We start from the raw sequence: 22,190 nt of genomic DNA on the forward strand, positions 1-22,190 counted from the left end.
CTGACGCTTGCTCTGATACCGAGTATATCATCCAGCCGCCTGCTTCGGTATACTAGGATTGATTGATACAGGTAAGGAAGGGATTGCCACAATGAGCTACCGCATTTTTTACTGGTTGACTGTTCTGATCCCCACCATCATCATTGGTGGCTTTGAGTTTGTCCGGCATGACTTTTTGCTGCCCTACATGTCCATGGAGACTGGCAACGTATATATCACCCTGCTGACCCTGCTCCTGTCCTTTTTGTTTGCCACCTGGATGTTTAGAACCATCGAACGAATGAACGCGAAAATCGTGGAAGAACAAGCCCGGCGAGCGGTTTACGAAGAAAGAGAGCGTCTCGCTCGCGAGCTGCACGACGGGATTGCCCAATCTCTGTTTTTTTTGAATGTCAAATTGAAGCAGGGCCAGCTCGACGATGCTCGCGTCGCCGTTTCCGCCATAGACAATCATGTGCGCCAAGCTATTTTTAACCTGCGCTCTCTCCCGGAGGAAGGCAGCCTGGAGCAGCGCCTGGAAAAATGGCTGACGCAATGGAGTGCGCTATCCGGTGTCGATGTTACCCCGCAGCTGCAAATAAAGGAAAACTTCTATACACCAGCTGAGGAGGTTCAGCTTTTTGGGATCATCCAGGAAGCGTTTGCCAACATCCGGAAGCATGCGCAAGCAAAGCACGCCTGGATTCAGCTCACGACAAACGAACCGCGGGGCTGGACACTTGCCATCGAGGATGATGGTATCGGCTTGTCTGGGCTCAGTGAAACATCAAAGAAATACGGCTTGTCCATGATGAAGGACCGCGCGAGGCAGCTGCAGGCCTCACTGGATATTTGCACACGCTCGAGTGGCGGCACCATCATTACCTTGACATCTCACACTGGAGGTTTTGCCAAATGAACGGCTATCGAGTATTAATCGCAGACGACCATCCGATGGCACGATCCGCCATACGCAGCTTGCTCGATCCTGACCCTTCTTTTGAAGTGATCGGCGAGGCTGAAAACGGCGAGCAGGCTTTCCACTTATGTGGAGAGCTGCAGCCGGATCTCGTGCTGATGGATATCAATATGCCAAAGTGGAGCGGGCTGGAAGCCACGCGTGAAGTCAAAAAAGCATACCCCCACATTAAAGTCGTTATTTTAAGTGTTTCTGATGATGTCGGCGACCTGATCACCGCGATCCAGTTTGGCGCTCAGGGGTATTTGCTAAAAAATCTGGAGCCAGACGACTGGATCAATTACTTGCATGCTTTACTGGGAGAAGACAGCGAGCTTTCCCGTGAAATGGCAAACCGGCTCCTCCACCGCTTCCGTCAAGAAGATCAACCGACTGGCACAGGACCCGAGATCCTCACCCCTCGTGAGCGAGAAATCGTGATGTACGTCGGAGCGGGGAAAACCAATCGAGAAATCAGCGAGACACTCATCATCGCGGAAAACACGGTAAAAAATCATGTGAAAAACATTTTGGACAAGCTGCAGCTAGCAAACCGGGTGCAGCTGGCCGCTTACGCTGTAAGGCATCATCTCATCGCACGTGAATAGGAGTTAAATGGGCAGGTGACACACTCACCTGCCTTTTGCATATGCTGATTCACAAAAACAGCAGATTCGTCTCCTAAAATTTTGCGCGAAGGAAACATTTTTGTGATAAGCGAATACTGTTGCATCAAGGAATCATTATGTGCTAAAGTTGCCCTAAGGAAACATTCATGCATAAACTAAAAAGAATTGAAGGGAGACAAACTTGATGTCTACATACTTTACACGTTGGAAAAAAGGGCTGTTGAGTCTCATTCTGGGTACTACACTCGTATTTGCCGGTTGCTCCGGGAGTACTGCACCTGAGGAAGGAAACGGTGCCTGGAAGGTTACGGCAACGACTGGCATGGTCGCTGACATCGTCAAGCAAGTAGGTGGTGAGCACGTCGAAGTGACCCAGCTGATGGGCGCAGGCGTCGACCCGCATTTATACAAAGCATCAGAAGGCGACATCAAACGAATCGATCAAGCTGATATCATCTTTTACTCTGGACTTCACCTCGAAGGAAAAATGGTCGAAATCTTCGAGAAAATCGGAAAAACAAAACCAGTGAAGCCCGTTACTGCCAAATTGACAAAGGAAGATTTGCTGGCTGATCCCGCTTCCCCTGATAATCCTGACCCTCATGTCTGGTTCGACGTCTCCTTGTGGATGAAAGCGGTCGAGCAGGTCCGGGATGATCTGATCGCATTTGACGCCGCCAACCAAGCTGATTATTCGGCGAATGCTGAGAAGTATTTGGCAGAGCTAAAGGAGCTCGACGCCTATGCAAAAGCGCAGCTGGCTTCCATCCCGAAGGAACAGCGGGTACTGGTTACCGCTCATGATGCCTTCCAATATTTTGGTCGCGCCTACGAAGTGGAGGTACTTGGTTTGCAAGGCATCAGCACCGCATCCGAGTATGGGCTCAAGGATGTACAGAAGCTCGTTGACACCCTCGTCGATCGCCGAATTAAAGCCGTCTTCGTCGAGTCTTCCGTCCCGAAACGCTCGATCGAAGCAGTCGTTCAAGGGGCTGCCGCCAAAAACCACTCAGTCTCGATCGGCGGTGAATTGTTCTCGGATGCCATGGGAGCGCCTGGAACTCCAGAGGGCAATTACCTGGGTATGGTGAAGCACAACGTCGATACAATCGTTGGGGCGTTGAAATAGACAACGCGGAGAAAGGAAGGGTTTTGGTATGACAATGACATCGCAAAAAGCTCCCTTGGTGGTCAAAGACTTGACGGTTGCCTATCAGAAGAAGCCTGTGCTAAGAAGCGTGCACATAGAAGTGCCTGAGGGCAAGCTCATTGGCATTATCGGGCCAAACGGTGCGGGGAAATCCACATTTATCAAAGCGGTACAGGGTCTGATCCCCATCGCTTCGGGTGAAACCGAAATATACGGGAAGCCTTACAAGCAGCAGCGAAAGCTAGTCGGATACGTCCCTCAGCGTGAATCCGTGGATTGGGATTTCCCCACGGATGCGCTGGATGTCGTTTTGATGGGTAGATACGGAAGACTGGGCTGGTTTCGTCGCCCTGGAAAAGCGGACCGCGACTTTGCCTTGGAGTGCCTGTCAAAGGTAGGAATGGCAGACTACGCAAACCGGCAAATCAGCCAGCTATCCGGCGGTCAGCAGCAGCGGGTATTTCTGGCACGCGCATTGGCTCAAGAGGCACAATTGTACTTCATGGATGAACCATTTGCTGGAGTAGATGCTGCCACCGAGAGGGCCATCATTCAGCTCCTCAACGAGCTAAAGCAGCAGAAAAAAACCGTTCTCGTCGTCCATCATGACCTGCAAACAGTGGAAGAATACTTTGACTGGACCATCCTGCTCAATCGTCGTGTGATCGCGGCTGGCCCCACCCACGAGGCCTTTACCCCTGAAAATTTGCAGAAGACCTATGGCGGCCGGCTGCATGTCTTGGGCAATCAGGTACTACTGACCGGCTCTGCTGCAACGGAGGAGGCATCCGCGCAATGAATATTTGGCTTGCATTGCAGGATCCCAATACACAGTGGGTCCTCATGGGTTGCGTGTTGCTCGGAATTAGCAGCGGCGTTCTCGGTTGCTTTGCTTTCCTGCGAGGGCGGTCTCTGGTAGGCGATGCCCTCGCCCATGCCGCTTTGCCTGGGGTCTGCCTAGTCTATTTGCTCACAGGGTCCAAGTCCATCGGTCTCTTTCTGATCGGAGCGGGTGTCGCTGGACTTTTAGCCACCTACTGCATCACGGCCATTTCGCGCCATACACGAATCAAGGAAGATACCTCTCTGGCCCTCACCCTCTCTGTCTTTTTCGGGGTCGGGATCGTGCTCTTGACTCACATCCAGCACAGCGCAAGCGGAAATCAGAGCGGTCTGGATAAGTTCCTGTTTGGGCAGGCAGCTTCTCTTGTTTTTACCGATGTCATTACGATCATGCTCGTTGCGGCTGTCCTGATTGTCATCACTGCCCTTTTGTTCAAAGAATTTACCCTGCTCTCCTTTGACCCCGGCTTTGGGCGCGGACTGGGCTTCCCTATGGGCTTGCTCGATGGTCTGCTCATGCTGATGCTGCTTATGTCTGTCGTCATTGGCCTGCAAGCCGTTGGGGTCGTGCTGGTAGCCGCCATGCTGATTGCTCCTGCTGTCACAGCCCGCTATTGGACAGATAAGCTCAGCAAAATGGTGTTGCTGTCCGGATTCTTTGGAGCCTTGAGCGGTGTACTCGGAACCTTGATCAGTACCCAGCAGGAAAATTTGCCAACAGGTCCGACCATTGTGCTATCCGCTACCGCCTTCTTCCTGTTTTCCCTTTTATTCTCCCCTCGCCGTGGCGTGCTAGCCCGGATGGCTCGTTTCTTGCGCATGCGTAAAAAAGTCCTGCGCGAGGATGTCATGCAAGCCTTGTACGAGCGTTTGGAGGAACAGACAAAAAGCCGCCCTACCAGCGTGTATCACGGTTTTGGAGCGGAACAACTGGCACAGAAATGCGGAAAACGGGCCACAGCTGTTCGCAAAGCTCTGTACGATTTACAAAAGCTAGCTTTCGTCTCAGAGCCTTCACGTACGGAAGTGGAAACACTGTGGACCTTCACGCCTGAAGGACTGAAGGAAGCTCACCGGCTCGTGCTGAATCAGCGTCTTTGGGATTTGTATCATATGAACCAGAACCAATACCACAGCCTGGAGATTGATGTAAACCAAGAGGAATTGGCCCCTCAGCTGTCGGACGCAACGCTGTCACTCATGCTCGCGCAGCTTAACGCCTACGATTTGACTCCGAGGCTGTCCGACCATCACAGCGTTTCTCACCTTCTTCACCCTTCCAAACAAGGAGGGCTCTCGCTATGAACTCGTTCTGGATCATTCTAACCGGGTCACTCGTGGCTGCCTCTTGCGGGTTTCTCGGCTGCTTCCTCATCTTGCGCCGAATGGCCATGCTCGGTGATGCGATCAGCCATGCCATCCTCCCTGGTATCGTACTCGCCTTCCTTTTCAGCGGAAGCCGGGAAATCCTGCCTATGCTCATGGGGGCTGCCATCATTGGCTTGATCACGGTCTTCATCGTTCAGATGCTGCATCAAAGCGGGGTCAAATCAGACGCTGCCATAGGCGTTACCTTTACCGCCCTCTTCTCTGTCGGGGTCGTGCTGGTTTCCCTGTATACCCAACAGGTCGATCTAGATCTGGATTGCGTTTTGTACGGGGAGATTGCCTATGTTCCATGGGACACCTGGCAGTTTGGCGGAATGGACATGGGACCGCGTGCTCTGTGGGGGGTAGGAGGCGTGTTTTTGTTCAGTCTTCTCATCATCGGATTGTTTTTCAAGCAATTCAAGCTGTGCGCTTTTGACCCTGCGCTCGCTGCTGCCATCGGGATTCCTGTTGTCCTTTTCCACTACCTTCTGATGACACTCGTCTCCCTGACGACAGTCGCTGCTTTCGAAAGTGTTGGCGCGATTCTGGTCGTCGCGATGCTGGTGGTTCCGAGCGCTACGGCCTACCTGCTGACGGACCGTCTCCACATCATGCTCTTTATCAGCATGGCAGTCGGTGTCCTCTCCGCCATCCTTGGCTACTTTTTCGCCTCCTGGCTGGACAGTTCGATTGCTGGCGCGATGACAGCGGTAGCTGGGCTGCTCTTTTTCCTGGCTTTCCTGTTCTCCCCTCGCCACGGCATGATCAGCAAGATGGTGGCGAGAAGAAAGATCCACATCGGCGAAGCATAAGAAAAGCGGAAACGCTGACGTTCAAAAAAGAGCGTCAGCGTTTTTGTGTCACGCACAATGGTTTGATTGCCTGGAGGATTTCACGGTTCCCCTATGGAAGTAAAAGGAAAATGATAGGAGATAAGGGAGGGACGCACTTGATCTACCGTAGAAAAACGTATCGTATCAGCCCAGAGGTGCTAGAGGTTTTTACCGATTTTTTTCACATGTATCTGTACCCGAATCAAATTCAGCATGGAGCCAGATTGGTCGGGCGCTGGGTCAATGAATCCAAAGACGAGATCGTTGCCATATGGGAATACGACAGCATGGAGCACTACGAACAAATCGAGCGAATGATCAAACAGAGTGACTTGCACACCAAGGCAATGAGCAAGCGTAAAGAATTAGGTGAGTTGTATCTGGACTTCACTCAAGACTTTTTGACATCTACTACGCATTCGCAAAAAGGATCACAGACTCCTCGGCACATTACTGCCGTCAGCGGTTTCATCACCAATCAGGATGGGGAAGTATTACTTGTTCGCAATTTGCATCGCCCTGACACACTCGAAATGCCAGGTGGGCAAGTCGAGGAAGGCGAAACCCTCGAAGAAGCTTTGCATCGCGAAATTGCGGAGGAAACCGGTGCGACCGTACGGCTGATCGGGATGACAGGCATCTACCAAAATGTCACCTCAGGCATTCTCTGTGTAGTCTTCCGTGGTGAGTATCTCAGTGGAGAGCTGCAGCCAGCTGAAGGCGAGACCTCAGAGGTCGTATTCAAGAACATTACCAAAGAAAATGCGGAAGCCTGGATTACCCGCCCCCATTTCAGGAGTAGATTGCTCGATGCACTGGAGCCCAACTACTTGCCTTATGAAGCTTTTCGCTTGCGGCCTTATGAGCTTCTCTGTCGTTATGAAGCAAAAAAAGAATTCAGCTGACTCGGTAGGCGCGGTCAGCTGAATTGGTTGTGTACGCTCATCCATTCGATTCTGGTAGATCATAATTGTAATACACATACGGATCTTTTGGCGCCTTGGCTTGCTCGACTTTGCTCGCCCGAAGGACTAGCATGTCATACCCGTCCACACTTCTTGCCTCCAGCTTACCTCGTACTTTTACCCAGCTGTCCTTTGCCCATTTGCTCGCCTGCCCGTCTTCCACCAGCACGCCAAACACACTAGCATCTGCTGTGCAGCATGTGACGGAGAAACGGGCGACCACAAATTGTTGGGAGGTAAAATCGGGCTGTCGATAAACGAAGCCAAATAGAGCATGGGACCAAAAACAAGAAACGCTAATAGGGACCCACTATGAAAGGACTGGGAAAAGGACGCGGCGATAAAGGCGTCTGCCTCGGAGCATAAAGAAAAGAGATACGCCATACCCATCATGACCAGATGAGAAGCATACGGCGCCTGTCCGACTTCAACAAGTGTCTCCCTGCTTACGTACACTTGAAGAATGGCGCTGATAAAGGCACCCAGCAGCAAATATTTCCCCATGTCAAAAAATTCATCGATGGCGTGGCCAAAGGTGGCAGACAGCCTCCCTCTGATCGCTTCTGAATGCGCTGCCTCATGACGGATTTGCGATTCCATGCCTAGACGTAAAGGATTTTTACGCACAAACAGATAAACGAGAGCACCTATCAAGATCGCAACGACAAAAGCGGCTGCCGCTCGATGGAACGCCATATCAGGCTGTCTGGTAAAAGCAATGTATGTAGAGGACATAACGACTGGATTGACGATGGGGCCCGCTAGTAAAAATGTGATCCCTACATGCAGCGGCATGACTTTTTGAATCAATCGACGTACAACCGGTATGATGGCACATTCGCAGACCGGGAATAAAAATCCAAGCAACGCTCCAAAGGGAAGCGCTATCAGCGGATGCTTGGGGGTCCAGCGCCGAACCTGCTCTTCTGTGATAAACGTCTGGATGAAAGCAGAAAAGAATACCCCGAGCAAAACAAACGGGATGGCTTCCAAGACGATACTCAGAAAAAACGTTTTGACGTCCAGCCAACGCGGCGACCATTCCCATTGCCCACCAGCAAACCAGTCCTTTTTGCCGATCGTGGTCAACCAGACGGCTCCCAGTCCCAGAATAAGAGCACCTATAATCTCCAGGAAAAAATGGCGCAGCATCGTAAGCAACTCGAGCTTCCCCTCTCTAAATCGTAATCATTCCGAATTATATTCATTTCCGGACAAACATACAACGATTTTTTTCTCCCCCACTTCTTCGACTTCTTCCCTTCCTCCACTTGCGAATGAAACGGGTACTCTCGCATATCTTCCATGAGCGTCAGCCATAATCAGTCTCTTTCATCGTCTGAGAGCAGCGGACATGAATCGCAAACCCGGCTTTTATCACCGCCACGTACGATGTAAGCGAGACAACAGTGCTTGCGGATATAATAGGGACTGCTTCCATCTGACGGGTGATAGAGGCGAAACTCCATGGCAAGTGGATTCTTTTTCGTTCGGTCACAGCCAGCAGGAACCTCTAGTAATCTCTTCCATTGCCGATCGATCTGAAACGCTTTTTCGGGAATGTCCATTTTCAGCTGCAAAGCCTTCTGTGCGGTATTATACAAATCTGCGAAAACAGATGTGTAGTCTTGCTTCTCGACACCTCGGACACCCGCTGAAACAACGGAGTCAGGTGCTTGTACACAAAAGAAGACAGGAAGACCTCGACTTCATGGTCGGATAGCTCGCTCAACAGCTTTACCGCCGTTTCAGGAAGAACAAACCCCATTTCTCCTCCGTCTTTTCGCGTAATAAACATATGCTGAGGCGAGGTATCCAAAATAATCTGATAGCGGATAAGCGCATCGAACACTCCCATGCTAAGGACTGAATAACGCTTGGCAAACAGCGTGCCAGTGACAGCTAAAGCTATATGATTCATCTGACTGCTCTGCGCTTCTAAAAACTCCCTCATTTGCACCTTCTGTTCGATCAGATCCTGTACCGTATACTCACCTTTTGCCTGCGAAAGATCGTCTTCGATAGAGATGCCATATTGTTTTGCTAAATACATTGACCATTCCCGATTCATGTACGCACAACCTTCCGCATCATGTGATAATAATTCTTATTCTCACTTGTATTGTACCGAAGACAGCACGCTATGAAAAGATTCCCAGTTTTTTGTGTTTCGATTGTCTCTCTACGGGACAAGCGCCCTACATCAGGCAAGCAAGAATTGCTTCCAATCACCTATCCTTCCATCCTTTTTATTCCAGTTCCAACCCTTTATAATAGAAGTACCAACTCTCGTCCATCTGGAAAGGAGGTGGGTCCCCCAAAAAGCCGCTCACATGATTTGACGTAACCGTGTCCGGAGCACCTACTCTCTAGACGAATGGAGGCGTCACGCATGAACCATCCTGATTTCCGCCATCTGTTAGCCTGCATGGACGACGTCACGTCCGCTGCCATGGACGAAAACACGGGTCCAGCAGATCCTGCCGAGTACCACTCTCTGTACGGGCGTTTGCAAGATGCTGCCGACACCCTCCCGCCGCTTTATCGCGTACATGTTTATGAACCGTTTATGCTAGCCGTGGACAAGCTTTCCGAGGCTGGATTCAACAGCATGCTTAGCCGCGATCCTCGAAAAGAACGGGAGGCAGGGTTGTTTTTGGATATTGCCCACGCCATTCTCCAAAACAGTGAAGCGTACGAACGTGAAGCAACTGATGCCTTTCAGGAAGTAGTCAGCGATTTGTACGACGGCTTTTTAAGTGAGGAAGACAGGAAAGGAATCAAGCCACCAGATGAAAGCCTGATCGCTCCTCTCGTGAAATGGGGACGCCCCCAGTTTGGACCCTATACCTGGACGGCTGAAGCTGCCGCCCATTTTGACATCAAAACAGGAATTGTCAACCTCCCTCCGGCCAACGCTCGGCATGGTTTGTTGGCGTGGTCAGCGCTTGGCCACGAGACAGCCGGACATGACATCCTGCACGCGGACAAAGGATTGCTTGCCGAGCTGCAGCATCATGTTTACGACGCTTTGGCTGATGAGCTGTCCAATTCTACTTTAGCCAACTACTGGGCACTGCGTATCGATGAGACCGCCTCGGATGTCCTCGGCATTTTAAATACAGGCCCGGCCGCAGGCATCGGTTTGATCGGTTATTTCCGCGGATTGAACAAGGCATACACGGGAGTGCCCACTTTGCGCAACACGGGTCCACAAAACGATCCTCACCCAGCAGATATTCTTCGAGGCTACCTAGCCGCCGAGACCGTTCGCCTCCTCCAGTTCGACAATGCCACCGAGTGGGCGGAAGCCTTAGAGGAAGAAACAGATAAAGACCACTCAGGAATTCTTCTCGGAAGGACCTCCTTAGATGTAGAGACTGCCAAAAAGTCAGCGGCGATTGTCGCTCGCACCATTACCAATGCACGATTAAATAGTCTGGAGGGGCATGCCCTCGGTCAAATTCAAAACTGGCAGAATCACGATGAAAAAATCGTTCGGAATCTCCGCACACATTTGTCCGAATCACAAGCTGTTCACGATTGCGTCGTTTCAGGCATGTATGCCGCACATGTCGTCGCTGCTGCGGTCACGGCATCCATTGCGGGTGAAGTCCCCATTTCCGATGCCTTTCCCCGTATGACTGCCTTGCTGAAAACGATGCACGATGCCAACCCTTCTTGGGGACCACTGTATGTTCGGCATCGTGGAGATCTATCGCCACACCGTGCTTATTCTCGTACCGCTAGCTAGTTTTGTTTTTCACTTTCCTTCCGAAAAGCCGTTGTCTTTTGCGAGACGGCTTTTTTTGCTGTTCAAATAAACATTCAAATGATTACTTGAATATTGTATTTTATCTGGTATGATTTAGGAAAAGACAGTCAAGAAAGAGGAGATACACATGACTGACTACGACGTGATCGTGATTGGCGCAGGCCAAGCGGGGTTATCCATCGGGTACTACCTTCAGCGACATAAGCTTTCCTTTGTCATTCTGGAAAAAAATGATCGTGTCGGTACAAGCTGGCGCGAACGTTACGACTCTTTGGTCCTTTTCACTCCACGTGCTTTTAATGATTTGCCCGGACTCCCCTTTCCCGGAGATCGACATGGATTTCCAGACAAAAATGAAGCGGCTCATTATTTGGAAATGTATGCCCACTACCATTCATTCCCCATCCGGCTAGGTGTGGAAGTCCTGCGCGTGGAAAACCAGGGAGGGAGCTATCAGGTGCACACGCAGGAGCAGGTTTTTCGTACTCGGTCAGTAGTTGTCGCGACTGGGCCTTTTCAAGAGCCCTATCGGCCTTCTCTGCATGCCCATGTCGGGAAGGAGATCGCGCAATGGCATACGGCCACTTTTCGAAATGGGCAGCAGATAAATCCAGGCACCGTACTTGTTGTTGGGGGAGGGAATTCAGGCATCCAAATCGCGACCGAGCTGGCGCAAAAGCATTCCGTTATTTTATCCATCGGGCAGTCACGAACCCATCTGCCGCTTTCCATATTGGGTAAAACTATTTTTTATTACCTCCGCTCACTGGGCTTGCTTACTGCTCCTTCCTCTTCCCGGCTCGGAAGGCTGTACCGCTCATTGCCTGACCCCATTTTCGGATACAAAAAAGAGCTTCGGCAGCTGCAACGTGCTGGCAAACTAAAAATAGCACCACGAACCGTATCCCTGTCAGGCTGTACCGCTGCTTTTGAAGATGGCAGCACCGCTGACTTTTCAACGATCATTTGGGCAACGGGCTATCGCCCCAACTATGCATGGCTGGACGTACCCGGTGCATGCAACGAGCTAGGCCGCCCTTTCCATCAAAAAGGCGTCTCCCCAGTTCCCGGACTGTTTTTTCTGGGATTGCCGTGGCAGCGCAACCGGCTGTCTGCCTTGATGGGCGGCGTTGGCCATGACGCGGCTATACTGACAAACGAAATTGTAGACTTTCTTCGCACGGAAACTGTTTCTATAGGAGGCACGATGTATGGGACACCACCATCACTCTCATGATCATAGTCACCATCACCATGGCAGAGGTGCCAGCAAAAAGGCTCTGCTTGTATCCCTCTGCATCATCACGCTGTTTTTGATTGTAGAAATTATCGGAGGCTTCTTCACGAACAGCTTGGCGCTCCTATCCGATGCAGGCCATATGCTCAGCGACGCCTCGGCTCTTTTGCTCAGCTTGATTGCCCTTCACTTTGCTTCGCGCCCACCATCTGCCCAGAAGACGTTTGGGATGCACCGCTTTGAAATTTTGGCTGCCTTGATCAACGGTGTCACGCTCGTCGTGATTTCCCTGATCATCATCTGGGAAGCCTACCAGCGCCTCCTCGCACCGCCTGAGGTCGCCAGTGGAACCATGATTATCATTGCGACTGTCGGGTTGTTGGCGAACGTCGCAGCTGCCTTTGTCCTCATGCGTGGAGACTACAAGGGAAATATGAATGTCAGAAGCGCCTATCTGCACGTCCTCGGTGACATGCTGGGTTCCATCGGCGCCATTCTTGGCGGAATTTTGATGTGGTCATTTGGCTGGTATATCGCCGATCCCCTGATCAGTGTAGTCGTCGCCATCCTCATCATGCTCAGCGCTTGGCGGGTTACAAAGGAATCCGTCCATATCCTGCTGGAAGGAGCGCCAAGCCGACTTGACACTACCGAGATCGCAGGAAGGCTGCAGCAGCTGGAAGGTGTCACTGCTGTACATGACTTGCATGTGTGGACCGTTACTTCCGGCTTCGAATCCCTCACCTGCCATTTAATCGCAGCGGACGATTTGCCTAGCTATCCGATATTGGCACAGGCTCTCCAGGTATTGGAGCATGATTTTGGGATCACGCACGCGACAATCCAAATCGAGAATTCTTCCGTCCATCACGATCGACTTCATTGTGAAGAAAGCCCTCATCAGGAGGACCATGAAGCGCACAATCACGCGCATACTTGTCAGGGACACGAGCATTAGCGAAAAAAACCATCTCCCTGTTGATAGGAGATGGTTTTTGCTTGTTCTGTTATTAGTCTTCCATGGTAGACAGGTCGCCTGTCGGCAAGCCCAGCTCCCATGCTTTCAAGACGCGGCGCATGATTTTACCGGAGCGCGTCTTCGGCAGCTTGTCGCGGAATTCGATCTCACGCGGCGCAGCATGCGCAGCCAGACCTTCCTTCACAAACTTGCGGATTTCTTCCATCAGTTCATCGGTAGGCTCATAACCGGCACGCAGCGCGATGAACGCTTTGATGATCTCTCCACGAACAGGGTCCGGTTTACCGATCACCCCTGCTTCCGCTACAGCTGGATGCTCGACCAGCTTGCTTTCTACCTCAAACGGGCCAACGCGCTCACCCGATGTATTGATCACATCATCAATACGTCCTTGGAACCAGAAATAACCTTCTTCATCCTTGTAGGCAGAGTCGCCAGAAACGTACCAGCCCGGGATGTGGAAATACTCCTGATATTTCGCAGGGTTGTTCCAGATTTGACGCATCATTGCTGGCCAGCCGACTTTGACAGCCAGATTCCCCATGCGGTTTGGCGGCAGCTCATTGCCTTGGTCGTCGATGATAGATGCGTAGACACCCGGAATCGGTTTGCCCATCGAGCCAGGCTTGATCGCCATGGATTTGTAGTTACAGATCAACTGGCCACCTGTCTCCGTCATCCACCATGTATCGTGAATGCGATGGTTGAATACACGCATGCCCCAATACACAACCTCTGGATTGAGTGGTTCACCGACGCTCAAAACGTGACGCAGGTTGGAGAAATCGTATTTTTTGACCAGCTCATCCCCTGCTCCCATCAGCATGCGGAAGGATGTCGGTGCGCTGTACCAGACGCTGACTTTGTACTTTTCCACGGTTTCGTACCAGGATTCCGGTGTGAAACGTCCACCGCGGACTACGTTTGTCACACCATTCAGCCAAGGGGCAAAGATCCCGTAGGCAGTACCCGTTACCCAGCCTGGATCGGCTGTGCACCAGTAGATGTCGTCCTCCTGCAGGTCCAGTACCCATTTTCCTGTTTGATAGTGCTGGATCATGGCATTGTGCACGTGCAAGACACCTTTGGGTTTCCCCGTAGATCCAGACGTATAATGCAGGATCATTCCGTCTTCACGATCCACCCATTCGATTTCAAAATCGGAGGGGGCTTCTGCCATCGCTGCTTCGAAGCTGATTTGTCCTTCTGGCAGCTCGTCTTTGGAGCCTACCACGATTACGTGCTTCAAAGCAGGCAGTTCGTTCACCGGAATGCGAGGCAGCAGCGCAGGTGTGGTGATGATCGCAACAGCTTCACTGTTTTCCAGACGATCGCGCACAGCTGCTTCCATGAACGCCTCGAACAGAGGCCCTACGATTGCTCCTACTTTTAACGTCCCTAAAACGCTTACATAAAGCTCTGGCGTACGAGGCATGAAGACGAATACGCGGTCTCCTTTTGCAATTCCCAGCCCGCGCAGGACGTTCCCGAATTTATTGGACAGCTCGCTAAGCTGTGCATACGTGTACGTTTCATCACGAGTCAAATCACTGTATATGAGAGCGGTTTTGTCTTTACGATCAGTCAATACATGGCGGTCAATGGCTTCGTACGCCATGTTTACTTTCCCTGTCTCGTGCCAAGAGAATTGTTTTTCCACTTCAGCCCAATCAAAGTTCGCGTAGACTTCGTCGTAATTGCCCAGATTAAACCGGCCTTCCGTAGCCGGAATTTTTTCCACGTTCATACTTTCACTCTCCTAGACTCCAATGGATTCTTTTTCATTCAACTTTCTTAATATTTCTGCACTTCTTCGTAAATTCCTTCTGCCAGTAACCTACTTATTCGAAGATCGTGCAAATCTAGTATAATGAGCGGTACTCACACCCAAGAAGGAGATGGCACCCGGAAATGATATGGTTGTTCCTTGCCGTAGCTATCGCCCTGTTATTCATTCGCGCTTACCGCAATACATTTGACGTGCATACCAATTATGTATCCGTCCCGCTTCAGCCTTCCCGCAGACTCCCTGATCCCGCGGATTGGGAGCCGTTGTCTATCTTGCACTTATCTGATTTGCACATGGAAAATATCTCTGTGGAAGCATCCAGAGTCGTCGAAGATTTTTCCGATCGTCAGCTCGATCTCATTGCGATCACCGGAGATCTGTTAGACCGTCAAAAAAACATTCCGAAGGCGATTCACTATGTGAAAACGGTGATGACGCTGCAGCCTGCTCTCGGCACCTACGTCGTTTTCGGCAATCACGATTACGTACTGCCAGCCTCCAAGCTCGCCCTCCTGAAAACGGAGCTAGAGCGCATCGGCTGCAAGGTACTCATCAACCAGCATGTAACGGTTTCCCATCGCGGAAACCCACTGCACATCATTGGAGTAGACAACTTCTCAACAGGACACTGCAAGCTAGGCAAGTCTTTTGAGCACGTACCCATGACAGGGGCAAGACTGGTGCTCACCCATGATCCAAACGTGGTCCTGCACATGAAGGACTACTCGTACGACTACTTGCTTTCCGGTCACTTCCACGGAGGGCAGATTCACTGGCCGCGCCCGTTTCACCTCGCGAAAATGGGAAAGCTGCCTAAGCTGAACATGGTAGTGGGGCTGCATCACGTGGATGGGCGCCCTTTTTACATCAGTGAAGGTCTGGGGCAGACTGGGCTCAATATCCGCTTGCGTTCGCGGCCGGAAATCACCCTGCACACCATGGCAGGCTCAGCCTATTTCCCCCACGGACAAAATGCACCCTTCGCCACTTCTATGCAGGAAGCTTCTGCCACGCTCGCCCTTGACTGAGGTATAATGCAAGAAAAGGGCGAGGAGAGAGCGCTTGCATGGAACAATGGATGAACTACGCTGAACAGATTCGTCAAGAAACTGGTTTACCTATTATTTGCGTTCAGACCTCTCGTGTATCTGTCGACCAGCTCCTGCTTGAGCACCAAGAGCGCGGGTGGGAGCTTTCGGCCATTACGGAGGACGACTCGGGCGCGGTTTGGCTTATTTTCATTGAGAGTCTCTCCTGGCATGAATCAGCAAGGGCTTTGCTCCGTCTTTTTTTCACCCCGCAAGCCACTAGAACAGGCGGATCCGTAATCAATCAGGTCTCCGCCTGGTTACATAGCATTTGTCATGGCTCACCGATCTCCCCCCCAGCTCGCCTCGAACAGCTTTGGTCCTGGCGTGAGCCGCGCGCTGTTTTTCTCATGGAGCATTCCAGATGGGAGAGCGTATTTGAGTGGCAAACCCTCCAGCCCTTGCTCCAAGACTTTTTCAAAGGAGAGGATTCCTCTTTTCTTGGAATCCCGCTTGGTCGCTCCTATTATTTGCTTCTCGTCCCCATCTCCATCCTTGGAAATCAAAACGATCCGGAAGATTTACTGGAGTGGGCATCCGGGCTGCATGATCTCGTTTCGACCGAGCAGATGGAGCATGTCCGCCTTTTGGTGAGCAGAACGATCTCGACGCCGCTTTTGCTCGGAAAAGCGCTGCAAGAGCTTCTCTCCCTGTCCCACGCCTTGACCACTTTTCGTCCTCGGACCATGGTTGCCGGCTCCTGGCAATATCCGTTAGAGCAGTGGGCGCAAGCCTTGCCATCCGAGACGAGACTCGAGCTTTTGCGCAGCCTTCCTCCCTTCATCACCGCTCATACCTTAAACGCAGAACAGATCGAGACACTGGAGACGCTGTTTCACTGCCAGTGGAACATCAGCGATACGGCCCGCCAGCTGTATGTGCATCGCAATACCCTTCTCTACCGCTTGGACAAGCTGACAGAGCAAACGGGACTTGACCCGCGACAGTTTCCACATGCCATCCTTTTCCGGCTATTGCTGCTTTTTCGGCAAAATTGACCAAACAATTCGTGCAATTTTACCGTGGAGCCATCTGCCATGACTTGGTACCCTTGTGGTAGAACCTCATCCATGATTCTCTTCACGCTGCTTGGGAGGTATCCACGATTATGGCAAAAGTAACCTTAAACCACATTTACAAAAAATACGGCAACAACGTAACCGCAGTAGATAACTTTCATCTGGAAATTCAGGATCGGGAATTCCTCGTCCTCGTCGGTCCGTCTGGATGCGGGAAATCGACGACCCTGCGCATGATTGCTGGCTTGGAGGAAATATCGGAAGGCGATATGTACATCGGAGAAAAACGCGTCAACGACGTCGCCCCAAAAGATCGGGATATCGCCATGGTATTCCAAAGCTATGCCCTCTATCCTCACATGAATGTGTATGAGAACATGGCTTTCGGGCTGAAGCTGCGCAAATTTTCCAAATCGGATATCGATGCACGCATTCAGGAGGCTGCACGTATCCTCGATATTTCCCACTTGCTCGACCGCAAGCCAAAAGCGCTGTCCGGTGGTCAACGCCAGCGGGTAGCATTGGGCCGTGCAATCGTGCGTGAGCCACAGGTTTTTCTCATGGATGAACCGCTGTCCAACCTGGATGCCAAGCTGCGGGTTCAGATGCGCACGGAAATTTTGAAGCTCCACCAGCGCCTGAACACCACGATCATCTACGTTACTCATGATCAGACAGAGGCCATGACGATGGGAGATCGTATCGTTGTCATGAAAGATGGACTCATCCAACAGGTAGCGACACCTACTGAAATTTATAATCATCCGCTAAATCTGTTTGTCGCCAGCTTCATCGGCTCCCCTGCGATGAACTTCGTGAAGGGCAGTGTCGTCGAACGAGAGGGCCAGCTATTTTTCGAATCAGATCAGCTGATCGTGACCTTCCCGACAGACAAGGCCAAACAACTGCGTGAGCGAGGCTACGTTAACAAAAGCGTCATTTTCGGCATCCGCCCCGAAGACCTGTACAGTGACGCGCAATTTATCGAAGCGAATCCATTTGACAGCTTCCTTGAAGCAGATGTGGATGTCGTCGAAAATATGGGCTCGGAGCTGTACGTTTATTTCCATAATATAGCCCAGACACAAATGGTTGCTCGTGTAGATGCCAGAGAAGGCCTGAAGCCTCGTATGAAGGTAAAACTGGGAATGGATTTGTCCAAATGCCACGTATTTGACAGCGAGACGGAACTGGCTGTATTCTAATAGCAAAGTGAAGGTGGAATGTCTTTTTTCCGACATTCCCTTTTCTATTTTTTACGATCAAATCTTTTGGATCAGGCACGATTTTCCTGGTTCTTGGATTATACAGAGAAAGAGTGGAGAGGAAAGAAAATGGCGTATAAAATTGTCTTTTTTGACATTGACGGTACCCTGCTCAATACGAAGCATGCCATACCGGCAGCAACCTTCGAAGCCGTGCAGCGCCTGAAGGATAAAGGCGTCCAGATTGCCATTGCCACGGGGCGTTCGCCTTATCACTTGTCGAACATCGCTAATCAGCTGGGCATCGATACCTTTGTCAGCTTTAACGGCTCTTATGTGGTAAGTAAAGGCAACGTGATCGCACACACGCCTTTTTCTACAGAGACTTTGGCGAAGCTTGAGGGAATGGCAGACGGAAACCAGCATCCCATGGTGTTCCTCAGTGCAGACAGCTGCTATGCAAACGTCAGCGATCATCCGTACGTCATCGAATCGTTTGATTCCTTGCGCCTGCCTGCTCCCGCTCATCGTCACCGCTACTGGGCGGAAGCACCTATTTATCAAGCATTTCTTTATTGCAATGCCGATGAAGAGGAGCCGTATGTCGATCGTTTCCATGAGGTTTCCTATGTACGCTGGCACAAGCAAGTTCTGGACGTCTTGCCGCCAAACGGCTCGAAGGCAAAAGGCATTGAAGCTGCCCTGCGCCATTTTGGCTACAGCCCGGACGAAGCTGTCGCGTTTGGAGACGGACTGAACGACAAAGAGATGCTCGCCTACGTCGGAATGGGAATCGCGATGGGGAATGCCCACGATGAGCTCAAACCATTTGCGAACCGCATTACCCGTCACGTCGATGAGGACGGCATTCATCATGGATTATTACAACTAGGGCTGATTTAGTAGGAAGGATGTAGGAAAAAGCATGTCTTGGGAATGGTTTAATATTATTGGAACGGTCGCATTCGTGATCAGCGGCGCTGTCATCGCGATGGAGGAAGAATACGATCTTCTCGGCGTTATCGTCTTGGGGATGGCTACCGCTTTTGGTGGAGGGATTTTGCGCAACATCTTGCTGGGAATCCCGCTTACTGCTTTTTGGAATCAAGGCACATTGTTTACTATCGCACTCGTATCTATGCTCATCGTCTTTGTCCTCCCCCACAAATATATTGGCTATTGGAACCGATGGGGACTGTTTTTCGATGCTGTCGGGCTTTCCGCTTTTGCGATTCAGGGGGCGATGTATGCAACTCAAATGAATTATCCCCTCAGCGCAACGATCGTCGCTGCTGTTTTGACCGGTATCGGCGGCGGGATTATCCGCGATGTGCTTGCAGGACGTAAGCCACTCGTGTTCAAGGAAGAAATCTATGCGGTTTGGGCCATGGTGGCTGGTGTCGCGGTCGGCTTAAAATGGGCGACATCAATTCCAGAGCTGTATACACTGTTCTCTGCTATCATCGGGTGCAGAATGGTTTCTGTCTATCGGGGCTGGAAGCTTCCACGCCGCTCTCTGCGTCCTACCCCCACCCCCTCTTCTGCTCCACGACCTCTAAACAATCGAATGTAAGCTTTTACCTTCATAATCACTCTCTCGGTGTGCAGGCTATATCCATAAGCACATGAGGGAGTGATTTTTTTGCGCTTTGCCCCAATTGTCGTCGCTGTCGCTTTGGTCGGGCTCGTCGTCGTTCCCTATCGCATGCATCAAAATGCAGAGCAGGAAATGCGCGAGCCCCATCCTCGGGTCACTTCACTGAATGCCAGTATCCCGAGGATCAACTACATCGAACAAGTAAAAGACATACGCCGAGGCTTGGAGAAGCGCAGCCACATTCAGACGCTGCATCACAACCCTCGCGATCGGAGCCATTATATCGAGCATGAAGTCGTTGTTCGCTTTTCACCGCGCCCTGATCAGAAAACGATAGACAAAATGGTCGCCTCCCTCGATGCCAAAATCAAACGGGACTTTGACAAATTCATCATCATCAAATCACGCAGCCTCACTACCAAGCAGTTGATGAAGAAGCTGGCCGAGCATCCGGATTCCGTTTTTGCGGAGCCAAACTTTCTTCTGCTTCCGAACAGAACGCCGAACGATCCCTACTATACGGAGTACCAGTGGAACCTCCCGCTGATTGGAATGGAACAGAGCTGGGATGTCAGTGAGGGCAGCAGTGACGTCATTGTTGCTGTTGTCGATACAGGGGTAGACATGGAGCACCCAGAGTTTGAAGGCAAGCTCGTAGAGGGCTACAACGTTCTTGACGGCAGCAATAAGCCTCAGGATGACAATGGTCACGGCACACATGTCTCCGGAGTGATCGCGGCCAAAACAAACAACAACGACGGCATTGCCGGGATGACCTGGAAAAGCAAGCTGATGCCCGTCAAAGCGATCGGTGCTGACGGCTCAGGCTCGGCAGTAGACATCGCGCAAGGCATTTACTGGGCGACGGATCACGGTGCGGATGTCATTAACCTGAGCGTAGGTAACTACACATCCTCAGCCGCTCTGAAGGAAGCGTGCAAGTACGCCTACGACAACAATGTCGTGCTGGTCGCGGCTTCCGGAAACGACGCATCTGATCAGCCGAGCTACCCCGCTGCCTATGACGAAGTGCTTTCCGTTGCTGCCGTTGATCACCTGAAGGAACGCGCCGATTTCTCCAATTTTGGGGACTATGTAGACGTTGCAGCACCCGGGGTCGATATCCCCAGCACCTACATTTACAGCGACTATGCCTCCCTGTCCGGGACGTCCATGGCATGTCCACATGTAGCCGCGCTGGCAGCGCTCGTACGCTCCGTGCATCCGGATATGAAATCCCATGACGTGATGGAGCTCATTCGCAGCTCTGCCCTCGATCTGGGGCCACCTGGACATGACCAGCTGTACGGATATGGGATGATCGACGTCAATCGAACATTAAGACAGCTGCATACGGAGCCAGCCCAATCCGAGCAAACCCCACCAACTTTTGGCGGCCTCCTCAACAAATTTTTGCTGCGTCTTCGCTTTGGTTTTGAATGAAGAAACTTTTGGAGGAGGAAGAGATATGAAGGCTTGCATCCTGTTTGCCCATGAAGGTGAATCCAGCTTTTGTCACGCGATTCTATCCCATGTTACCCAAGCGCTGGAGAAGCAAAATATCGAGTACAAGCTGCGCGATCTGTACAAGATGAACTTTCAGCCGGTGTTTCGTTCAGAGGATATGAAGCTGGTTGAGCAAGGTAGCGCTTCTCCCGATATTCTCGAAGAACAAACCATCATCTCCGAATCGGATCTGCTCGTTATGATCTATCCCGTATGGTGGTGGTCAACCCCTGCCATTTTAAAAGGATATATCGACCGCGTCTTTACAGATGGCTTTGCTTTTCATTACGAGGAAAAAGGTCCTGTCGGTTTGCTCGCGGGCAAGCAGGCCATGGTGTTTACAACGACTCGGGAAACGGCGAAAGAATTGGTTGGCAAAGGCATGGATGCGGTCATCGAAAAACAAATTGCCGAGGGCACCCTTGGGATGATTGGTTATCATGTCGACTATCATAACTTCGCTGCCGTCTCCCATAACGAGGAAGGAGCGCTCAGCAACATGCTTCGCCAGGTGGACGAGCGCATGCTGCACATCCGTCAGCCCGTAGGCGTGTAAGTCCGGTTACTTCCCTTCGCCTCAAGCGCTCAAAGCAATAGCCAGATAAACAGAAATGGATAGAGATTCAGTTGATGACTGAACCTCTATCCATTTTTTTTGCAGTCAGCTCGCACTTATGCCTGTGCTTGCTCCTTCTGCATCCGTTTTTTGGTGATATAATCCGTTTCGTAATATTGCAGATCATCTCGCATTTGCTCAAATACCTTGGACAGAGATAGCGTCAGCTGCTGCAGCTCAGGGGTGACCTGTTTGCGGAAAATAATAGCGTCTTGTCCGGTATAGGAATAGCGACCGTCTTCGTCATAGACCTCGCCTTTGGGGTAGTAGAAGTTATTGACACAGGTATGGTAGACCTGATACAAAACTTCTTCGGCAAACTCCTCATTGAATCGTGCTCGGCGAAGGGAAACCCCTAGCCTGTCGTACGCATTTTCGCAGTATACAAGTAAATGGCGCAGGTCAGAAAGATAGGTCCGATAGTAAGATTCGTACTCTTCCTTATCACCGGACTGGGAAACTAGGCTGGATAAGGTCACCTGGTTCAAATAGCGTTCCACTTCCATGCTTACCTTTTTCAACTTGGTGTACGTCTCTTCGCACAATTGTTTCAGATGAGTCGCTGACATAATGTCCCCCTTGCGTTGAAAATCTGCCTTTTTTAAGTAAGTATATAGGATAGATTCTTTACAACACAAGAGATTCTTTTCC

General features: G+C 51.1%; 23 protein-coding genes. 17 read left to right on the plus strand and 6 right to left on the minus strand.

Annotation, left to right across the window (positions count from 1 at the left end):
- Positions 1-91: 91 nt before the first annotated feature.
- The 7 genes from EDM55_RS13420 (at position 92) to EDM55_RS13450 (ending at position 6,668) form a co-directional block, all read left to right on the plus strand.
- A complete protein-coding gene (locus EDM55_RS13420; protein WP_092267960.1) occupies positions 92-898 on the plus strand; it encodes a sensor histidine kinase in 807 nt (268 codons plus the stop codon).
- A complete protein-coding gene (locus tag EDM55_RS13425; RefSeq protein WP_092267959.1) occupies positions 895-1,545 on the plus strand; it encodes a response regulator in 651 nt (216 codons plus the stop codon). Before EDM55_RS13420 ends, EDM55_RS13425 begins: the two co-directional genes overlap by 4 nt.
- A 205-nt stretch (positions 1,546-1,750) precedes the next feature.
- On the plus strand, positions 1,751-2,695 hold the full coding sequence (locus EDM55_RS13430; RefSeq protein WP_092267958.1) for a metal ABC transporter solute-binding protein, Zn/Mn family: 945 nt from the start codon (positions 1,751-1,753) through the stop codon (positions 2,693-2,695).
- A 34-nt stretch (positions 2,696-2,729) separates the two neighbouring features.
- Positions 2,730-3,515, plus strand: a complete 786-nt coding sequence (locus tag EDM55_RS13435; RefSeq protein ID WP_092268204.1) for a metal ABC transporter ATP-binding protein — start codon at positions 2,730-2,732, stop codon at positions 3,513-3,515.
- A complete protein-coding gene (locus EDM55_RS13440) occupies positions 3,512-4,864 on the plus strand; it encodes a metal ABC transporter permease (protein ID WP_092267957.1) in 1,353 nt (450 codons plus the stop codon). Before EDM55_RS13435 ends, EDM55_RS13440 begins: the two co-directional genes overlap by 4 nt.
- Positions 4,861-5,742 carry a metal ABC transporter permease gene (locus EDM55_RS13445; RefSeq protein WP_092267956.1) on the plus strand — a complete coding sequence of 294 codons (882 nt, stop codon included), beginning with the start codon at positions 4,861-4,863 and terminating at the stop codon, positions 5,740-5,742. Before EDM55_RS13440 ends, EDM55_RS13445 begins: the two co-directional genes overlap by 4 nt.
- 137 nt (positions 5,743-5,879) lie before the next feature.
- Positions 5,880-6,668 carry an NUDIX domain-containing protein gene (locus EDM55_RS13450; RefSeq protein WP_092267955.1) on the plus strand — a complete coding sequence of 263 codons (789 nt, stop codon included), beginning with the start codon at positions 5,880-5,882 and terminating at the stop codon, positions 6,666-6,668.
- A gap of 37 nt (positions 6,669-6,705) precedes the next feature.
- On the opposite strand, the gene EDM55_RS30960 is transcribed toward EDM55_RS13450, so the two are convergent.
- From EDM55_RS30960 to EDM55_RS13465, 4 genes are all read right to left on the minus strand, one after another.
- Entirely contained in the window at positions 6,706-6,951 is a 246-nt protein-coding gene (locus EDM55_RS30960; protein WP_246070823.1) for a TIGR03943 family putative permease subunit, read from the minus strand.
- Positions 6,846-7,880: a permease gene (locus EDM55_RS13460; RefSeq protein ID WP_246070827.1), complete on the minus strand. Its 1,035-nt coding sequence runs from the start codon at positions 7,878-7,880 to the stop codon at positions 6,846-6,848. The genes EDM55_RS30960 and EDM55_RS13460 overlap by 106 nt, the downstream gene beginning before the upstream one ends.
- 170 nt (positions 7,881-8,050) lie before the next feature.
- Positions 8,051-8,296, minus strand: coding sequence for a (2Fe-2S)-binding protein (locus tag EDM55_RS29950; protein ID WP_139228071.1), 246 nt, complete (start codon positions 8,294-8,296; stop codon positions 8,051-8,053).
- A 2-nt stretch (positions 8,297-8,298) separates the two neighbouring features.
- Complete coding sequence (locus EDM55_RS13465; protein WP_092267954.1) at positions 8,299-8,799, minus strand: hypothetical protein; 501 nt, start codon at positions 8,797-8,799, stop codon at positions 8,299-8,301.
- 321 nt (positions 8,800-9,120) lie between these two features.
- Here EDM55_RS13465 and EDM55_RS13470 point away from each other — a divergent pair, with 321 nt between their 5' ends.
- The 3 genes from EDM55_RS13470 to EDM55_RS13480 all read left to right on the plus strand — a co-directional run bounded on the left by EDM55_RS13470 (position 9,121) and on the right by EDM55_RS13480 (position 12,698).
- The gene (locus tag EDM55_RS13470) at positions 9,121-10,482 is read left to right on the plus strand and encodes a hypothetical protein (RefSeq protein WP_092267953.1); all 1,362 of its coding nucleotides are present in this window, start codon (positions 9,121-9,123) and stop codon (positions 10,480-10,482) included.
- 148 nt (positions 10,483-10,630) lie between these two features.
- A complete protein-coding gene (locus EDM55_RS13475; RefSeq protein WP_122960527.1) occupies positions 10,631-11,740 on the plus strand; it encodes a flavin-containing monooxygenase in 1,110 nt (369 codons plus the stop codon).
- Positions 11,715-12,698 carry a cation diffusion facilitator family transporter gene (locus tag EDM55_RS13480; RefSeq protein ID WP_122960528.1) on the plus strand — a complete coding sequence of 328 codons (984 nt, stop codon included), beginning with the start codon at positions 11,715-11,717 and terminating at the stop codon, positions 12,696-12,698. Before EDM55_RS13475 ends, EDM55_RS13480 begins: the two co-directional genes overlap by 26 nt.
- Positions 12,699-12,750: 52 nt before the next feature.
- On the opposite strand, the gene acsA is transcribed toward EDM55_RS13480, so the two are convergent.
- On the minus strand, positions 12,751-14,466 hold the full coding sequence (gene acsA, locus EDM55_RS13485) for an acetate--CoA ligase (protein WP_092267950.1): 1,716 nt from the start codon (positions 14,464-14,466) through the stop codon (positions 12,751-12,753).
- 164 nt (positions 14,467-14,630) lie between these two features.
- On the opposite strand from acsA, the gene EDM55_RS13490 reads away from it, so the two are divergent.
- The 7 genes from EDM55_RS13490 (at position 14,631) to EDM55_RS13520 (ending at position 21,479) form a co-directional block, all read left to right on the plus strand.
- Positions 14,631-15,536, plus strand: coding sequence for a metallophosphoesterase (locus tag EDM55_RS13490; RefSeq protein ID WP_092267949.1), 906 nt, complete (start codon positions 14,631-14,633; stop codon positions 15,534-15,536).
- A gap of 38 nt (positions 15,537-15,574) precedes the next feature.
- Positions 15,575-16,594 (plus strand): PucR family transcriptional regulator, encoded by a 1,020-nt coding sequence (locus tag EDM55_RS13495; protein WP_122960529.1) that lies wholly within the window; start codon positions 15,575-15,577, stop codon positions 16,592-16,594.
- A gap of 110 nt (positions 16,595-16,704) precedes the next feature.
- The gene (locus EDM55_RS13500; protein WP_092267947.1) at positions 16,705-17,820 is read left to right on the plus strand and encodes an ABC transporter ATP-binding protein; all 1,116 of its coding nucleotides are present in this window, start codon (positions 16,705-16,707) and stop codon (positions 17,818-17,820) included.
- Positions 17,821-17,949: 129 nt separating this feature from the next.
- Positions 17,950-18,723: a Cof-type HAD-IIB family hydrolase gene (locus EDM55_RS13505; RefSeq protein ID WP_092268202.1), complete on the plus strand. Its 774-nt coding sequence runs from the start codon at positions 17,950-17,952 to the stop codon at positions 18,721-18,723.
- A gap of 22 nt (positions 18,724-18,745) precedes the next feature.
- Positions 18,746-19,393, plus strand: coding sequence for a trimeric intracellular cation channel family protein (locus EDM55_RS13510; RefSeq protein WP_092267946.1), 648 nt, complete (start codon positions 18,746-18,748; stop codon positions 19,391-19,393).
- A 69-nt stretch (positions 19,394-19,462) separates the two neighbouring features.
- On the plus strand, positions 19,463-20,860 hold the full coding sequence (locus tag EDM55_RS13515) for a S8 family peptidase (protein ID WP_246070824.1): 1,398 nt from the start codon (positions 19,463-19,465) through the stop codon (positions 20,858-20,860).
- Positions 20,861-20,885: 25 nt separating this feature from the next.
- Entirely contained in the window at positions 20,886-21,479 is a 594-nt protein-coding gene (locus EDM55_RS13520) for an NAD(P)H-dependent oxidoreductase (protein ID WP_122960530.1), read from the plus strand.
- Between the two features lie 116 nt (positions 21,480-21,595).
- Here the strand turns inward: EDM55_RS13520 and EDM55_RS13525 are convergent, their stop codons facing one another.
- Positions 21,596-22,108, minus strand: a complete 513-nt coding sequence (locus EDM55_RS13525; RefSeq protein ID WP_092267944.1) for a DUF3907 family protein — start codon at positions 22,106-22,108, stop codon at positions 21,596-21,598.
- Positions 22,109-22,190: the final 82 nt, after the last annotated feature.

Source organism: Brevibacillus centrosporus, assembly GCF_003710815.1.
GTDB lineage: Bacteria > Bacillota > Bacilli > Brevibacillales > Brevibacillaceae > Brevibacillus > Brevibacillus centrosporus.

Bases quoted from the DNA above. Each gene is read 5' to 3' on its own strand.
- EDM55_RS13420 (WP_092267960.1), top strand. From the start codon at position 92: ATGAGCTACCGCATTTTTTACTGGTTGACTGTTCTGATCCCCACCATC.
- EDM55_RS13425 (WP_092267959.1), top strand. From the start codon at position 895: ATGAACGGCTATCGAGTATTAATCGCAGACGACCATCCGATGGCACGA.
- EDM55_RS13430 (WP_092267958.1), top strand. From the start codon at position 1,751: ATGTCTACATACTTTACACGTTGGAAAAAAGGGCTGTTGAGTCTCATT.
- EDM55_RS13435 (WP_092268204.1), top strand. From the start codon at position 2,730: ATGACATCGCAAAAAGCTCCCTTGGTGGTCAAAGACTTGACGGTTGCC.
- EDM55_RS13440 (WP_092267957.1), top strand. From the start codon at position 3,512: ATGAATATTTGGCTTGCATTGCAGGATCCCAATACACAGTGGGTCCTC.
- EDM55_RS13445 (WP_092267956.1), top strand. From the start codon at position 4,861: ATGAACTCGTTCTGGATCATTCTAACCGGGTCACTCGTGGCTGCCTCT.
- EDM55_RS13460 (WP_246070827.1), bottom strand. From the start codon at position 7,880: ATGCTGCGCCATTTTTTCCTGGAGATTATAGGTGCTCTTATTCTGGGA.
- EDM55_RS29950 (WP_139228071.1), bottom strand. From the start codon at position 8,296: ATGGACATTCCCGAAAAAGCGTTTCAGATCGATCGGCAATGGAAGAGA.
- EDM55_RS13465 (WP_092267954.1), bottom strand. From the start codon at position 8,799: ATGAATCGGGAATGGTCAATGTATTTAGCAAAACAATATGGCATCTCT.
- EDM55_RS13470 (WP_092267953.1), top strand. From the start codon at position 9,121: ATGAACCATCCTGATTTCCGCCATCTGTTAGCCTGCATGGACGACGTC.
- EDM55_RS13475 (WP_122960527.1), top strand. From the start codon at position 10,631: ATGACTGACTACGACGTGATCGTGATTGGCGCAGGCCAAGCGGGGTTA.
- EDM55_RS13480 (WP_122960528.1), top strand. From the start codon at position 11,715: ATGGGACACCACCATCACTCTCATGATCATAGTCACCATCACCATGGC.
- acsA (WP_092267950.1), bottom strand. From the start codon at position 14,466: ATGAACGTGGAAAAAATTCCGGCTACGGAAGGCCGGTTTAATCTGGGC.
- EDM55_RS13490 (WP_092267949.1), top strand. From the start codon at position 14,631: ATGATATGGTTGTTCCTTGCCGTAGCTATCGCCCTGTTATTCATTCGC.
- EDM55_RS13495 (WP_122960529.1), top strand. From the start codon at position 15,575: ATGGAACAATGGATGAACTACGCTGAACAGATTCGTCAAGAAACTGGT.
- EDM55_RS13500 (WP_092267947.1), top strand. From the start codon at position 16,705: ATGGCAAAAGTAACCTTAAACCACATTTACAAAAAATACGGCAACAAC.
- EDM55_RS13505 (WP_092268202.1), top strand. From the start codon at position 17,950: ATGGCGTATAAAATTGTCTTTTTTGACATTGACGGTACCCTGCTCAAT.
- EDM55_RS13510 (WP_092267946.1), top strand. From the start codon at position 18,746: ATGTCTTGGGAATGGTTTAATATTATTGGAACGGTCGCATTCGTGATC.
- EDM55_RS13520 (WP_122960530.1), top strand. From the start codon at position 20,886: ATGAAGGCTTGCATCCTGTTTGCCCATGAAGGTGAATCCAGCTTTTGT.
- EDM55_RS13525 (WP_092267944.1), bottom strand. From the start codon at position 22,108: ATGTCAGCGACTCATCTGAAACAATTGTGCGAAGAGACGTACACCAAG.